Below are 14,821 nucleotides of genomic sequence, written 5' to 3'. Positions count from 1 at the left end.
GGCTGACTAATTAAAAGTCTGCACCAACTGTCAGGGTAACGGTACGCGGCGAGCCCGGGTAAACGCTGTTAGTGCCCACACCAATGATGTATTCACGGTCGAGCAGGTTGTTTACGTTCAGGCGAACGTGCACTTCTTTAAGCTGCGGTGCAACGTCGGTGAAATCGGCACCAATGTAGGCATCAACCACTTCGTAAGCCGGCGCAGAAGCGCTGTTTTCAAAGTTGATGTAACGGTCGCCAATGTGACGCAACGACAAACCTGAGCTCATGGCTTCACCCATGTAATCCACTGCCAGTGAGTAGAAGGTTTCTGGTCCACCGTAAACCTGGTTACCCGCTACGATACCTGAATTGGCATCCAGACCGGCATCACCAGTACCCAGATATTCAGAATCATCGAAGGTATAAGAACCGGATACACGCAGGGCACTGGTCAACTGATAAGACGCCAGTACTTCCACACCGCGGCTCTTCTGACCACCGGCGTTGATGTATGAGCCGTCGACCTCTTCCTTATAGTCGATGCCTTCCAGTACGTTGGTATCGAGCTGAACGATACGGTTTTCAAACTTGATGTCGTAGAACGTTACCGCCGCTTTGAAATCACGATTGTTAAAACGGAAACCCACTTCGATGTTGTCGGAGGTTTCAGGATCGATGGTGCCAAGCTCGTTGTTCGACAGGCCAGAATCGATGATTCCAGGGGTAATAGACTTGTAGTTTTCGGAGTAGCCGGCGAACACTTCCAGGCCATCTACCGGCGTAGTGTAAGTTGCACCGACATACAGCAGCGGATCAGAAGTGTTATCCAGTTCTGCCGTGCGGTCGTCGTTGTAGAAATGGTCTACGGTGGTGTCTACCTGGAACTGCTTCACACCAATGCTGGCCGCTAACGGACCGACTTCCAGATTTTCCTGCACGTAGTACATCAACTCTTTCGTATTGGCTTCGGTTTTGTACTGTACCCAGTATGGCGTACTGCTGAATTCCACGCTGGTTTGCGGGTTATTGATCAGGTGCCATTGACGAGTCACATCGGCATCGTAATTTTCATACCAGAAACCGGCGCGCAGGGTGTGCGCCACATCGCCGGTGGTGAAATCGTAAGAGGCATCACCGGTCAGGCCATAGCGACGGTTTGAGTAGTTAGACGTGCGGTAAGAGCTTACCGGCTCCACGTTGCCTACATAACATTCCGGGTCCTGCGCGGCGCTCAGACCAAAGCGGCCAGTACAGCTGCTCATTACTGAACCCGGCGTGGTAGTACCGGCATTTACGAAGTAGATATCGTCGCCGTTGTAATCGCCGTACAAGGTGTCGCCAGACAATTCTGCATCCAGTGTGCCGTCGCCGTCTACGTCAGTGACATAAGGCGGGATCCAGTCGCCACGACCATCCATGCGATGGAAGTAAGCCGAGGTGTTAAACGCGAAATCGCCAAAATCTTTGTCCAGTTTCAGGCTGTAGAATTTGTTGTCACGCAGGGCGCGCCAGCCGTTACGGTTATTTTCATCGAGGCTTGGCAAACCCGTCCAGTTGGCGTGCAGCGCATCGTGACGCGGGTTCTCGGCGTATTGTTCCAGCGAAATATACTCGTACTCATTTTCGTTGGAATCGTTGAACGTGGCGAACGCGGTAATGTTGTAGCCGTTGTAAGCGGTGATGAGCTTACCGGTGAGATAGTCTTTTTCGGTTGTCGCGGCATTATCCCATACGTCTTTGTTTTCAGACGAAGAGCCGCTGATGAAGAAGTACGTATCCTGGGCTATTTCGCCAGAGTCGTAACGGAAGCGGTATTTACTGGCATCCTGATCACCGGCCATGTAATACACGCTGATGTTCTCATCCATCATCGGGTCGGTAGTGATAAAGTTCAGCGTACCGCCCAGTGCTTCGTTCGAGCGCGAGCTGATGTCTGCCGTACCCTGACTCACTTCAACGGTTTCCAGATCGAACACGTCGATGAATTTGTTCGCCTTACTGCCGCCGCCGTAGCCTGAACCGCCGTTTGGCATGCCGTCGAGGGTGGTACCAATCTGACCATTATTGGTGTTAAAACCGCGCATGCGGATGTTGGTCATCCAGTCAGAAGAACCAAAGGTATCGGCCTCCTGCACGATTACACCCGGCAGCTCCTGCACCACGGTATTTACCGAGGCATTGGCCGGACGACGGGAAATCATATCCATAGAAACGGTATTTGAGGCAAACGTTTGCTTCTGACCAATGACGACAATCTCTTCAGTCTGCTGTTTTTGTTTTTCTGTTTCAGCTTCCTGTGCAACAACCGTGGCGCTAGCCATGGCAAGCATGAGTGGTGAAAGGGCAAAGCAGCTAAGCTTTTTCATTTCGATTCCTTGTGTGTGGTTTTCTGTGTGATTTCTTTTTCGGTCGGAAAGGCGCTACCCGACGCTGTGACGGCAGTCAGACTAGGACTGAAATATGACAGTTTGTGTGAATTGGTGTGACATTTTGTGGATTTGTGTGGTTTTGTGCTTGAGCCAAAACGCGAAGCAGATATACTTGCGCCATCATTTTCCCGGAGTGTTATTCATGACAGACAGGCGAACGGCAATGCTGGAATTGGTGGAATTACACCGTTCTATGTCGGTATCAGAGCTTTCCAAACAGTTTGCCGTTTCGGAAGAAACCATCCGCCGAGACATCAAACAATTGGAGTCTGCGGGACGAGTGGAAAAGATCCACGGTGGCGTGCGCTTGCCCGCTACCCAGCTTGAGCCGCCTTACTGGCAACGGGTAAATCGCAGCGCAGAAGTGAAAAAGCGCATAGGCCTGAAAGCTGCCGAGCAGGTACAAGACGGCATGACGGTATTCATCGACAGCGGCACGACCAGTTACTGGCTGGCGAAGGCACTTACCAGCCAGAAAAGCCTCACTGTGATCACCAATTCATTGGAAGTGGCGGCAGAGCTTGCTGGCAGACCAGATTGCAAATTGGTGATTGTGGGCGGTGTGGTGGATATGGATTACCGGGCCGCCTTCGGCGTTGAAGCCATTTCCCAGGCGAGTCGTTATGTGCCTGATATTCTGTTTCTCTCTGCTGGTGGTGTAAGTGCAGACGGGGGCTGGCTGGATTTCAGTCATGACGAGGCTGATTTTAAACGGGCACTACTGCCGCTGGCCCGCAAAAAAGTGGTGGTGACTGACTCATCGAAATTTGAAGCCCCAGGCACTGTGCAATTTGCTGCGTTAGGCGAGATAGACGGCGTTGTTTGCGAGCTGCAACCGTCTACTGCGCTAGCCAGTGCGCTGCAAGCTGCAGGGGTAGACGTGGTGTGTGCGCCTCAATAAATTGTTCATATTTCATTGCTAGACTGAGCGCATCACTTTTCTTTTGAATCGCGGGCAATGCCTGAACCCAAAGTCACTTTCCCGGCACGCGAGCAATGGTTGTTTGTACTTAGCGCTGCCATCGCCGCTTTCTCTACCTATTTCTGCATGTATGCTTTTCGCAAACCCTTTGCGGTGGCAAGTTACGAGCAGGCCGATGGGGTATTCGGGCTGGATTTCAAAAGTGCCCTGATCATCGCTCAGGTATTGGGTTACGCGCTGTCGAAATTTATCGGCATTCGGGTTATTGCCCAGATGACCGCAGCAAACCGGGCAAAAGCCATCTTGTTGCTGGTGATGACATCGGAAGTCGCACTGATTGCCTTTGCCTTACTACCCGGCGAAAGTAAGTTGCTGGCCCTGTTCTTAAATGGTTTGCCATTAGGCATGATTTGGGGGTTGGTGTTCAGTTATCTGGAAGGACGGCGCACCACGGAAGTGCTTGCTGCCATTCTGTCCGTCAGCTTTATTGTGTCTTCTGGTGTCGTCAAATCTGTTGGTTTATTTTTGATGCTGGATCTCGGCGTCAGTGAGTACTGGATGCCCGCCGTCACTGGCGCGTTGTTCACTTTGCCACTGTTTTTGTCGGTGCGTTGGCTCGCCAAAACACCGCCACCCTCTGCGATGGATATTGCCACGCGTCGTGCCCGGAAGCCTATGTCTCGCCACGATCGCCTTGCGTTGTTGAATCAGTATTTTATTGGTTTGTCCTGTCTGATTATTGCCTACATGTTGTTGTCTGCCATTCGTGATTTCAGCGATAATTTTGCGGCTGAAATCTGGCAACATCTAGGCTATGGCGATGCGCCGGGCATTTTCGTCATGTCCTCGCTGTATGCTTCTCTCGTCGTGCTGGCCCTCATTGGCTGCGTGATGTGGATTAAACAGCACTTTCGCGCGCTAATGGTGAATCATCTCATGGTGGTGGGCGGCTTTGCTGGTATGGGTTTAAGCGCGTTGCTGTACCAGCTACACATCATTTCCGGCCTGAGCTGGATGATATGTCTGACCATCAGCATTTATCTGGCGTACGTGCCTTTTAACTGCATTATCTTTGAAAGGTTGGTGAGCCTGATGAATGTGCGGGCAAACGCAGGTTTTCTGATTTATGTTGCCGACGCCACGGGTTACGCCGGTGGCGTTGCAATTCTGCTGTTTAAAAGCGGCTTCGACGGTGATATCAGTTGGACCCGCTTTCTCATCGACAGTGCCTATTTTGTATCGGTATCAGGCATGGTATTGATGTTGGCGGCAGCACTTTACTTCCGCCGCCGGTTTATTCACTCGCTGCAATCAGCCCATCAAGAATTTCCACGACTTTCTTAAACTGTATTTTTGAGGCTAACTGCCGTAGCGCTTTGGCTTCTATGGCCGGAATAGTATGGGTTTCATTGATGGCGTCCAGCTTTGAATTAAAGCCAGACAGGTAGCCAATCTCTGCCATGGAACGCAGCGACACATACTGGTTTTTACCTGCCGGTGGTAGTGTCGATTCTGGCGCTTCAGCTTCTTGCGGTAGTTCCGGTTTTTGTTCGTAAACCCACTGAATACCCAGCCAATGACCTACTTTATCCAGAAGATCCGGAATGAGGAACGGTTTGGTCAGGTAGTCGTTGTGGAAGTGCTGGGCGTTATCGTCGGCATCCAGTTCCCGCACATTTGCAGAGATAATAATAATAGGAATTTTGTTCTGCGCTTGGCGAATCAATCGTGCTACTTCCCAACCGCTGATTTCAGGCATTTTAAGATCGAGTAGCAACAAATCGGCTTCGCCCTGCATTACCCGCACAATACCGTGTTTAGCCGACTCCGCTTTAATCACATCGAAGCCAAGGGGCGTGAGAATATCGGCCAGTAAATCCCGCTGACCGGCCTCATCGTCGATGGTGATGATGGTTTTGCGTTCACCTTCGTAGCCGTAGATTTTCTTCTCTTCCAGAATGACTGCCCGGTTTTCATCGGTAAGACGTGGCAGCATTAAGCTCAGCCGGAACTTACTGCCTTTTTCCGGTTCGCTGGTCACGCTAATTTCACCCCCCATGAGTTCAGCCAGAGCACGGGAAATGGTAAGGCCAAGACCGGTTCCGGCAACGGTCGTTTCGGTACCGGCTACCCGCTCGAAGGGATGGAAAATGGTCTCAAGATCTTTCTTCGCAATACCCGTACCCGTGTCTTCAACCGTAAAATGGGCCACTTCGTTGCGGTACGTCACCGTGAAATTTACGCTGCCCTGACCGGTGAACTTAATCGCGTTGGAGATGAGGTTGATCAGAATTTGTCGCAGGCGTTGTTTGTCTCCGGAAACCAGTGCCGGCAGATTTTTGGTAAAGCTACAGTTAAACTCGAGGCCCTTCGACGACGCCTGCTGTTCAAACATATTCACCATCTGTTCAAGAAAGCTGTGAAGCTGAATGTCTTCTTTGTGCACCGATAAGCGTCCGGCTTCGATTTTCGAGACTTCCAGCACGCCTTCAATGAGATCTCCCAGGTGCTCGCAGTTGCGACGCATGGTGTTTAGCGGGCCCTGAATGCGGGTAGGGAGCTGGTCGTCTTTGAACAGCAATTGTGAATAGCCAAGCAGTACATTCAACGGGGTGCGTAATTCATGGCTAAGCCCGGCAAGATAACGACTCTTCGCTTTGTTGGCCGATTCCGCTTCCTCTTTGGCAATTTGATAAGCCATGGACGTTTTTTCGTGGGCTGCCACTTCGGTAGCCAATGCCATGGTTTGAGAACGGAGCTCTTTCAACGCAGAGCTATTACTGATTTTGGCCAGCGTAAACAACCAGCTCACCACACCAATAATAATGAGCAGAAAGAAAAACACCTTGAATAGTGTCTCGCGTAATATCTCTCGAAGCTGAATGGATTCTGGCGGAATTTGCCAGTAAATCAGTGAAAGAATGGCGGCTGATATCACGCTGAGTACAAGTGTAAGAGCCAAACTCAGCGCAATGGGCGACGTAAGCAATTCGATAGTTTTCGGACTAAAGCGATTACGGAAGTAAGCTAGCGCCTGTGCCGATAAAGTGGCCCCTGGACGGCATTGGTCATTACAGCGCACATCCAGGCTACAGCACAGCGAACAAATGGGTTGTTGATACGCCGGGCAAAAGCTCATGTCTTCACGGTCGAAAGTGTGTTCGCAAATGCAGCAAGCTTGTTGGTCGCCCTCAAGATGCGCATGGGTTTGGTTGGGCACCAGATAATACTTGCCCCGTGTCATATAGCCGATAAGTGGAACGGTAATAAAGGGCAGAAAGAAGGCGATAAACGACCCCATCGCCACACCATATTCACCTAATAAGCCGAAGTGCGCACCGAAGCCTACCAGCGAGGCGAAGAACATCGAGAAAGTCCCTACAGGGTTGATATCGTATAGCTTGGAGCGTTTGAACTCGACGATGGGAGGGCTAAATCCCAACGGCTTATTAATCAACAAATCGGCCGCCACCGAACTCAGCCATGACAGCACGAGTACGGAGTAAATCTGCAGCATTTCTTTGATGGTTTGGTAAATCCCAAGCTCCATGAGAAGCAGGGCAATCAGAATGTTGAAGATCATCCACACCACCCGGCCGGGGTGATTGTGGGTAACGCGGCTGAAAAAGTTCGACCACGCTAGCGAACCGGCGTAGGCATTCGCCACGTTAATTTTGAGCTGTGAGATGATCACAAAAGCCGTGGCGATGACCACGCTGGCAGTGGTGTTGTTAAAAATGTACCCAAACGCCACCTGATACATGTGGGCAGGATCTGATGCTAAATCTCGGGTGACGCCTTGTTTCAGCGCCAGGTAGGCCAGAAACGAACCTAGAAACAGTTTTCCAGCACCAAAAATTATCCAGCCCGGGCCGGCCATGATCAGCGCAAACCACCATTTGTGTGCACCTTCATTTTTCGGTTTTGGCGGCAGGAAGCGCAGCACATCAACCTGTTCGCCAATTTGCGCTACCAGCGATAACAGCACGGCAGAGGCCGCACCAAACATAAAAATATTGAAGGTGCCGGGCGACACTTCGGCATCGCCGGTGAAGTTCACCCATTCCCGCAAACTGGAGTCAGGATGGTTAAACACATACAGCAGGGGGATCAGTTGTAGCACTATCCAGATGGGCTGAGTCCACACCTGAAAGCGGCTGATATAGGTAATACCGTGGGTCACCAGCGGCATCACTACCAGCGCACTAAGGGCGTAACTTAGATACAGCGGCAGACCAAAAAGTAACTCCAGCGCCATACTCATAATGGCGGCTTCAAGAGCGAAAAAGATAAACGTGAATGAGGCGTAGATTAACGAGGCTATGGTAGATCCGATGTAACCAAACCCGGCTCCCCGGCTCAGTAGGTCTATATCGACACCGTATTTTGCCGCGTAATAACTGATGGGCGTGCCGCTAATAAAAATGACAAAGATAAGCGCAAGTATTGCCCAGGCGGCGTTTGTGAAGCCATAGTTTAAAGTTATGGCCCCGCCAATTGCTTCGAGCACCATGAACGACACAATGCCTAGTGCGGTGTTAGCTATTCGCGAGTAAGACCATTTTCGGGCACGGATGGCAGTGAATCGCAGGGCGAAGTCTTCCATCATCTCGTTGACCACGAGTTTATTGTAGATCCGGCGGCCGGTAGTTATTTTCGGAGTAGGCTGCATAAAGGTTTCTGGCCCGGTTTATGGCGATAAAAAAACATTCTGGCGCCGCGCAGAAATCGTCAGCGAAGCGTTGTACGAAATCATACTCGTAGTTTGGCATTTACAGTATGGGAATAACGCGAGTATCAACTACGTAATTTAACTCATTCTTTTCTTTGAAGTCTCACCATACCATTTAGCCATAGGTATAAGGTATGACGCCAATCAGCAGTTTCTTACGATTTGCTCACCTTCCATAATCTCGCGTCGAGATGACACAAAACGCCAATAATAAAACGCCGGAACAACTTGAAGGACTTCACATGAAACTAAAAAAACTGACACTGGCTGCGGCCCTTATTGCCAGTTCACTCGCTTCCTCAGTCACGTTCGCAAAAGATGACGATACCATCAAAGTGGGTGTGCTGCATTCTCTTACCGGCACTATGGCCATTAGCGAAACCACACTGAAAGACACCGTACTGATGATGGTGGATGAGCAGAACAAGAAAGGCGGTCTGCTGGGCAAGAAAATTGAAGCGGTAGTGGTTGACCCGGCGTCGAACTGGCCTTTATTCGCAGAAAAAGCCCGTGAGTTGTTGGTGCAGGAAGATGTGGACGTGATCTTCGGCGGTTGGACGTCGGTTTCCCGTAAATCCGTTCTGCCGGTTGTGGAAGAGCTGAACGGGATGATGTTCTACCCGGTACAGTATGAGGGTGAAGAATCATCGAAAAACGTGTTCTACACCGGCGCGGCGCCAAACCAGCAGGCCATTCCTGCAGTTGATTACCTGATGAACGATATCGGCGCAGAGCGTTGGGTACTGCTGGGTACCGACTATGTTTACCCGCGTACCACCAACAAAATCCTTGAAGCGTACCTCAAAGCCAATGGTGTTGAAGATAAAGACATCATGATTCAGTACACGCCGTTTGGTCACTCGGACTGGCAGAACATCGTATCTGACGTGAAGAAATTCGGTTCCACCGGCAAGAAAACCGCTGTAGTTTCTACCATCAACGGTGACGCCAACGTGCCCTTCTACAAAGAGTTAGGTAACCAGGGCATTTCTGCGGAAGACATTCCGGTAGTGGCGTTCTCGGTAGGTGAAGAAGAACTGTCTGGTTTCGATACGTCACCACTGGTGGGTCACCTGGCGGCATGGAACTACTTCCAGAGCATTTATACCGATGAGAACGATGCCTTTATTGCCAAGTGGAAAGCATTCATTGGCGACGAAGACCGAGTAACGAACGACCCAATGGAAGCCACCTACATTGGCTTCAACATGTGGGCAAAAGCGGTAGAGCAAACTGGCACCACCGACGTAGACACCGTTTCTGATGCATTGATTGGTATGGCAACGCCTAACCTGACTGGCGGTATTGCTGTAATGAACCCGAATCATCACCTGTCTAAGCCAGTATTCATTGGTGAAATTCAGGATGATGGCCAGGTTGAAGTGGTCTGGGAAACGCCGGGAACCGTGCGCGGCGATGCCTGGTCCGACTATCTCGAAACTTCTAAAAACCTGATGTCTGATTGGAGTGCACCCATGAACTGCGGCAGCTACGACGTGGTTAAAGGTGCCTGCACCGGCGCCAAATAATCCCTGCTCTGGCAACCGGGGCTGGCTCCCGGTTGCGCTGAACGAATCGGTTATCATTTAGCAAATCAAGCTCGCAGCGGTAACCCCATCCATTTCGTATTAGCGAAGGAATCTTCATGGTTAAGCCTTTCCTGGCCTTATTCTTTGTTCTGTCTTTTCTGGGAATGGCGTTTAACGTCGGTGCCGAAGAGCAGAGCTTTGAAGAACTGGTCGCCGAACTCCCCGATACCAATTTCAAAACCTTGCCTGCCTTGCTCGATAAATTTGCTGAGCAGGAAGACCCGCGCACGGCAACCTTGCTGACTAATCTGCTGGGTGGAGACGTGTATTATCATCCACGCTCTCAACAAGTTATCACCATGACGAAAGTGCAGGGTGAACGTCAATTTACCGATGTATTAACCGGCGAAGTCATAGCAGAACCGTCGGGTGTTCGCCTGCGTAAAGTGCGCGTGAACAACAGCGTGCGTAGTCATATTCGTCAGTTGCAAGCACAGCAAAATATCAGCGACAGCAATCCTGATGTGCGCTTGAAAGCCGTAAAGAACCTGCTTTCCGATGTCGATCAAATTTCCCCTCAGCTACTAGCGAATCGTTTGCAGAAAGAGCAAGACAGCGACATACATGCGTTGCTGTCGGCAATCGCCGCGCTGCAGGAACTCAATAGCGGTGATGAATCTAAGCAACTCGATGCGATTAATACCCTGCGTGGCAATCTGCAGCCAGACGTGCGCATTGCGTTAATGCAACTGCAGCAACAAGATGCGTTGCCAGAAACCGTGCGCGATGCACTGAACTCTACCCTGGCGGGTATTGAAGCGCAGCGTAAATGGTACGGCTGGGCAGAAAATATTTTCTTTGGCGTGAGCATGGGCTCGGTGCTGTTGCTGGCGGCCATTGGTCTTGCCATCACCTTTGGTGTAATGGGCGTAATTAACATGGCGCATGGCGAGATGATCATGCTGGGAGCGTATACCACTTACGTTATTCAACAAGCCTTTCCGGCTTTAATTGAATACTCTCTGCTGATGGCGGTGCCGGCGGCCTTTCTGGTTTCCGGGTTCGTGGGCATAGTCATCGAGCGGAGCGTTATTCAGTTTTTGAAAGGCCGCCCGCTGGAAACGCTGCTGGCCACTTTCGGCATCAGCCTTATTCTGCAGCAATTGGTGAGAACCGTGTTTTCACCACTGAACCGTCAGGTGGCAGCACCGGAATGGATGAGCGGCTCATTGCAAATCAATCCGGTTTTCTCGGTTACCTACAACCGTCTGTACATCATTCTGTTTTCTCTCACCGTGTTTTTCGCGCTGATGATTTTCTTGAAGAAATCGTCGCTGGGTCTGCATGTACGTGCGGTTGCACAAAACCGAGATATGGCCCGTGCGCTCAGCGTAAAAAGTAACTGGGTGGATGCGGCAACCTTTGGTTTAGGTTCCGGTATTGCCGGTGTGGCTGGTGTGGTACTCAGTCAGCTGACCAACGTAGGTCCGAATCTGGGTCAGTCTTATATTATCGATTCCTTCCTGGTAGTGGTATTCGGAGGCGTGGCCAGTCTGTGGGGCACGTTAGTATCCGCTATGACATTGGGTATTGTGAACAAATTCCTGGAGCCGGTCACCGGCCCCGTATTGGCAACGATTATCGTGTTGGTGGGATTAGTGTTCTTTATCCAGAAACGTCCTATGGGCCTGTTCCCGCAAAAAGGGAGAGCTGAATAATGTTGAATAAGTTTATGCAGCTAAGCAGCGTGCAGCGGGTTGTATCCATACTCGCCATCGTCGGTATTTATGTAATTCTCGCTAACACTCTGTTTCCTGAAGGCTCGTTGTTTCATGTGAGCAGTTATTCGGTGAATCTGCTGGGCAAATACCTGTGTTATGCCTTGCTCGCACTGGCGCTGGATTTGGTGTGGGGTTACTGCGGTATTCTCAGCCTCGGTCACGGCGCGTTCTTTGCGCTGGGCGGTTATGCCATGGGCATGTACCTCATGCGTCAGATTGGCGATCGCGGCGTGTACGGTAACCCTGAACTGCCAGACTTTATGGTGTTCCTGAACTGGGACAGTTTGCCGTGGTTCTGGCAGGGTTCCGACAGCTTTGTGTGGATGATTGCCATGGTGGTACTGGCGCCGGGTCTGCTGGCTTATGTGTTCGGTGCCATGGCGTTCCGTTCCCGGGTTAGCGGTGTGTATCTGTCTATCATGACTCAAGCCATGACTTACGCACTGATGCTGGCGTTCTTCCGCAACGAAATGGGCTTCGGCGGTAACAACGGCATGACCGACTTTAAAGACATTCTTGGTTTCTCGCTGCAGTCGGATACCACCCGTTTAGTGCTGTTCGGTTTGACGGTGGTGATCCTGGCGGCGGCCTACTACCTGTGCGACCGCATCGTGACCTGCAAGGCCGGTAAAATCATTACCGCTATCCGCGATTCAGAAAGCCGTGTGCGCTTCGTGGGTTACAACTCCGCGTCGTATAAGGTCTTCCTGTTTACCTTCTCTGCTGTGCTGGCCGGTATTGCCGGTGCGCTGTACGTGCCACAAGTTGGCATTATTAATCCCGGTGAGTTCTCACCGATTAATTCTATCGAAATCGTGATCTGGGTAGCTATTGGTGGTCGCGGTACGCTGTACGGCGCCATTATCGGTGCGGTGGTGGTGAGCTTTGCCAAAACCCGTCTTACCGGCATCATGCCAGAAGCCTGGCTGTTTGCATTGGGCGGTTTGTTCGTGCTGGTCACCTTACTGTTACCTAAAGGGCTGGTGGGATTATTCGACAAACGTTTCCCTGCGAAGAAAAGCACCGCAGCACAGGAGAACGCCGCATGAGACAAGCGATGTTGACCCCGGAACAGAAGGGGCCGGATACCCGGCACGGCATGATCCTGTACATGGAAAACGTGAGTGTGAGCTTCGACGGTTTCAAAGCGTTGAACGACCTGAACCTGTATATCAAAGAAGGCGAACTGCGCTGCCTGATTGGTGCCAACGGTGCGGGTAAGACCACACTGATGGACGTGATCACCGGTAAAACTCGCCCAGATACCGGCACCGTAAGTTATGGTCAGCAGTTCAACCTGCTGCAGCATAACGAAGAACAGATTTCCCGCTTAGGTATTGGCCGTAAATTCCAGAAACCCACGGTATTTGAAGCGCTAAGCGTAAAAGATAACCTGTACCTGAGTCTTAAAATGGACAAGGGTATTTGGACTTCCTTGTGGCATAACCTGAGCGGCGAACAGAAAGATGATATCGACCGTATTCTGCACACTATTGGCTTAACTGAACATCGCGACCGTCCTGCATCGGTGCTCTCTCATGGTCAGAAGCAGTGGCTGGAAATCGGCATGTTACTGGCTGCGAAACCAAAACTGTTGCTGGTGGACGAACCGGTAGCAGGGATGACGGTCTCTGAGGCCGAGCGTACCGCTGAATTGCTTACCTCACTGGCCGGTGAACACTCGGTAGTGGTGGTGGAACACGACATGGGCTTTGTGCGCTCTATTGCTCGCACGGTTACTGTACTGCATCAAGGTAGCGTGTTGGCAGAAGGCACCATGGATGCCATCCAGAGCGATCCGGAAGTGAAAAAGGTGTATCTGGGGGAAGAAGGTAATGATTAATATTTCTCAGCTGAACCAGCGTTACGGCGGCAGTCACATTCTTTGGGATGTAGATATGAACATCGCTCAAGGCTCCCGTACCTGTATTATGGGCCGTAACGGCGTAGGTAAAACTACCTTGCTGAAATGCTTGATGGGTCTGCTGCCATCGGCCAGCGGTTCCATTACCATTAACGATCAAGACGTGACAAAAAGCAGCATCGAAACCCGAGCCAATATCGGCGTGGGCTACGTGCCACAAGGGCGGCATATTTTCGGTCAGCTTACTGTTGAAGAAAACCTCAAAGTTTCGCTGAACTGCAAACGTCAGAAATCCCGCACCATCCCGGAAGAAGTGTTTGAGTACTTTCCGGTGTTGAAAGAAATGCTGCAGCGTCGCGGTGGTGATTTATCCGGCGGTCAGCAGCAACAGCTTGCTATTGCCCGGGCATTGGTGCTTAATCCGAATATGCTGATCCTCGATGAACCCAATGAGGGCATTCAGCCAAACATCGTTCAGCTCATTCGTGATGTGCTGCTGCGACTGAATAAAGAAAAGAACATGACCATCGTGCTGGTGGAACAGAAGCTGCCATTCGCCCGCGCCGTCGGTGAGGAATTCTACCTCATGGAGCGGGGCAAAGTGGTGTCCCACGGGGAGATGCCAGCGCTTACTGATGAACTGGTGAAACAGTATCTGTCTGTTTAGGAATTAATGACTACAGCAATACCTCAGGTAGCGGCCGCCTATGAACACTGGCTGGCCCGCCTCGACATGACGTTTAAAGCCAGGCAGGGAAAAACCCGCCTGGTAGACACCAAACGCGAAGGCCCGCTGAGCGTTCAGCGCGCCTTTTATCCTGAGCGCAGTGGCGCAGCTCATCTTTATCTTCTGCATCCGCCCGCTGGCATTGTGTCTGGTGATGAGCTGAACATTGCCGCACACCTCGATACCGATTGCGAAGTACTGCTCACCACGCCAGGGGCTAATCGGTTCTACCGCGCCCGTGACGCTGTGGGTATTGCCAGCAAACAAAGCCAGCACAATCGCTTTTATGTGCAGGATAACGCCCGGCTGGAATATCTGCCTCACGAAACCCTGGTGTACGCCAACGCCAACGCGTTCAGCACTACGGACATTTTCGTGGAAGGCAACGCCAGCTTTGTGGGCTGGGATATTGCCTGCCTTGGTCTGCCGCATATTCAGCAGCCTTTCAACAAAGGCCGTTTTACGCAAACCTTAAGCCTGTATCACAACGGTCGCATCCGTTTCCATGACCGCCTCGCGGTAGAAGCCGAGGACGACATGTGTCGCTCGCGCATCGGTCTTGCCGGTCATCATGTGGTGGGCAACATGGTGTTGTTCAATGGTGAACATGCCGGTTCAACGGCCATGGCAAAGCAACTGGTTGAGCTTGCCCGCAACGCCTCAGAGGCGGAGCATGAAAACGGTGAGCTGGCCATTACACAATTACAGGGCGTGGTGATTGCCCGCTACCTCGGTGACGACAGTGAAGCCTGCCGGGAATGTTTCGCCCGCATATGGGCGGCAACCCGGCCGCTAATGTCTGGCAGAGACGCGGTGCCACCGCGGATCTGGTACACCTAACCGCATTTTCAGG

Annotated in this window: 10 protein-coding genes; 8 read left to right on the top strand and 2 right to left on the bottom strand. The window is 51.4% G+C overall.

Annotation, left to right across the window (positions count from 1 at the left end):
- Positions 1-10: 10 nt before the first annotated feature.
- Entirely contained in the window at positions 11-2,350 is a 2,340-nt protein-coding gene (locus ACXAFQ_RS15025) for a TonB-dependent receptor (RefSeq protein ID WP_474824038.1), read from the bottom strand.
- Between the two features lie 205 nt (positions 2,351-2,555).
- Here ACXAFQ_RS15025 and ACXAFQ_RS15020 point away from each other — a divergent pair, with 205 nt between their 5' ends.
- The gene (locus ACXAFQ_RS15020; protein WP_474824036.1) at positions 2,556-3,314 is read left to right on the top strand and encodes a DeoR/GlpR family DNA-binding transcription regulator; all 759 of its coding nucleotides are present in this window, start codon (positions 2,556-2,558) and stop codon (positions 3,312-3,314) included.
- A gap of 57 nt (positions 3,315-3,371) precedes the next feature.
- Complete coding sequence (locus ACXAFQ_RS15015; protein ID WP_474824034.1) at positions 3,372-4,679, top strand: DUF5690 family protein; 1,308 nt, start codon at positions 3,372-3,374, stop codon at positions 4,677-4,679.
- On the opposite strand, the gene ACXAFQ_RS15010 is transcribed toward ACXAFQ_RS15015, so the two are convergent.
- A complete protein-coding gene (locus tag ACXAFQ_RS15010) occupies positions 4,630-8,007 on the bottom strand; it encodes an ATP-binding protein (RefSeq protein ID WP_474824031.1) in 3,378 nt (1,125 codons plus the stop codon). The genes ACXAFQ_RS15015 and ACXAFQ_RS15010 overlap by 50 nt on opposite strands.
- Before the next feature lie 302 nt (positions 8,008-8,309).
- On the opposite strand from ACXAFQ_RS15010, the gene urtA reads away from it, so the two are divergent.
- The 6 genes from urtA (at position 8,310) to ACXAFQ_RS14980 (ending at position 14,808) form a co-directional block, all read left to right on the top strand.
- On the top strand, positions 8,310-9,596 hold the full coding sequence (gene urtA, locus ACXAFQ_RS15005) for an urea ABC transporter substrate-binding protein (RefSeq protein ID WP_070126030.1): 1,287 nt from the start codon (positions 8,310-8,312) through the stop codon (positions 9,594-9,596).
- 116 nt (positions 9,597-9,712) lie between these two features.
- On the top strand, positions 9,713-11,314 hold the full coding sequence (gene urtB / locus ACXAFQ_RS15000) for an urea ABC transporter permease subunit UrtB (protein ID WP_474824029.1): 1,602 nt from the start codon (positions 9,713-9,715) through the stop codon (positions 11,312-11,314).
- Positions 11,314-12,426, top strand: coding sequence for an urea ABC transporter permease subunit UrtC (gene urtC / locus ACXAFQ_RS14995; RefSeq protein WP_474824027.1), 1,113 nt, complete (start codon positions 11,314-11,316; stop codon positions 12,424-12,426). The genes urtB and urtC overlap by 1 nt, the downstream gene beginning before the upstream one ends.
- A complete protein-coding gene (gene urtD, locus ACXAFQ_RS14990; RefSeq protein ID WP_474824025.1) occupies positions 12,423-13,220 on the top strand; it encodes an urea ABC transporter ATP-binding protein UrtD in 798 nt (265 codons plus the stop codon). Before urtC ends, urtD begins: the two co-directional genes overlap by 4 nt.
- Positions 13,213-13,908 carry an urea ABC transporter ATP-binding subunit UrtE gene (gene urtE, locus ACXAFQ_RS14985; protein WP_474824023.1) on the top strand — a complete coding sequence of 232 codons (696 nt, stop codon included), beginning with the start codon at positions 13,213-13,215 and terminating at the stop codon, positions 13,906-13,908. Before urtD ends, urtE begins: the two co-directional genes overlap by 8 nt.
- A gap of 6 nt (positions 13,909-13,914) precedes the next feature.
- Positions 13,915-14,808: an urease accessory protein UreD gene (locus tag ACXAFQ_RS14980; protein ID WP_474824020.1), complete on the top strand. Its 894-nt coding sequence runs from the start codon at positions 13,915-13,917 to the stop codon at positions 14,806-14,808.
- Positions 14,809-14,821: the final 13 nt, after the last annotated feature.

The sequence above is a fragment of the Alteromonas sp. ABH2_165 genome (assembly GCF_056159945.1).
The sequence above is the reverse complement of the archived record's forward strand: the minus strand, read 5'-3'. Positions and strand labels throughout refer to the sequence as shown.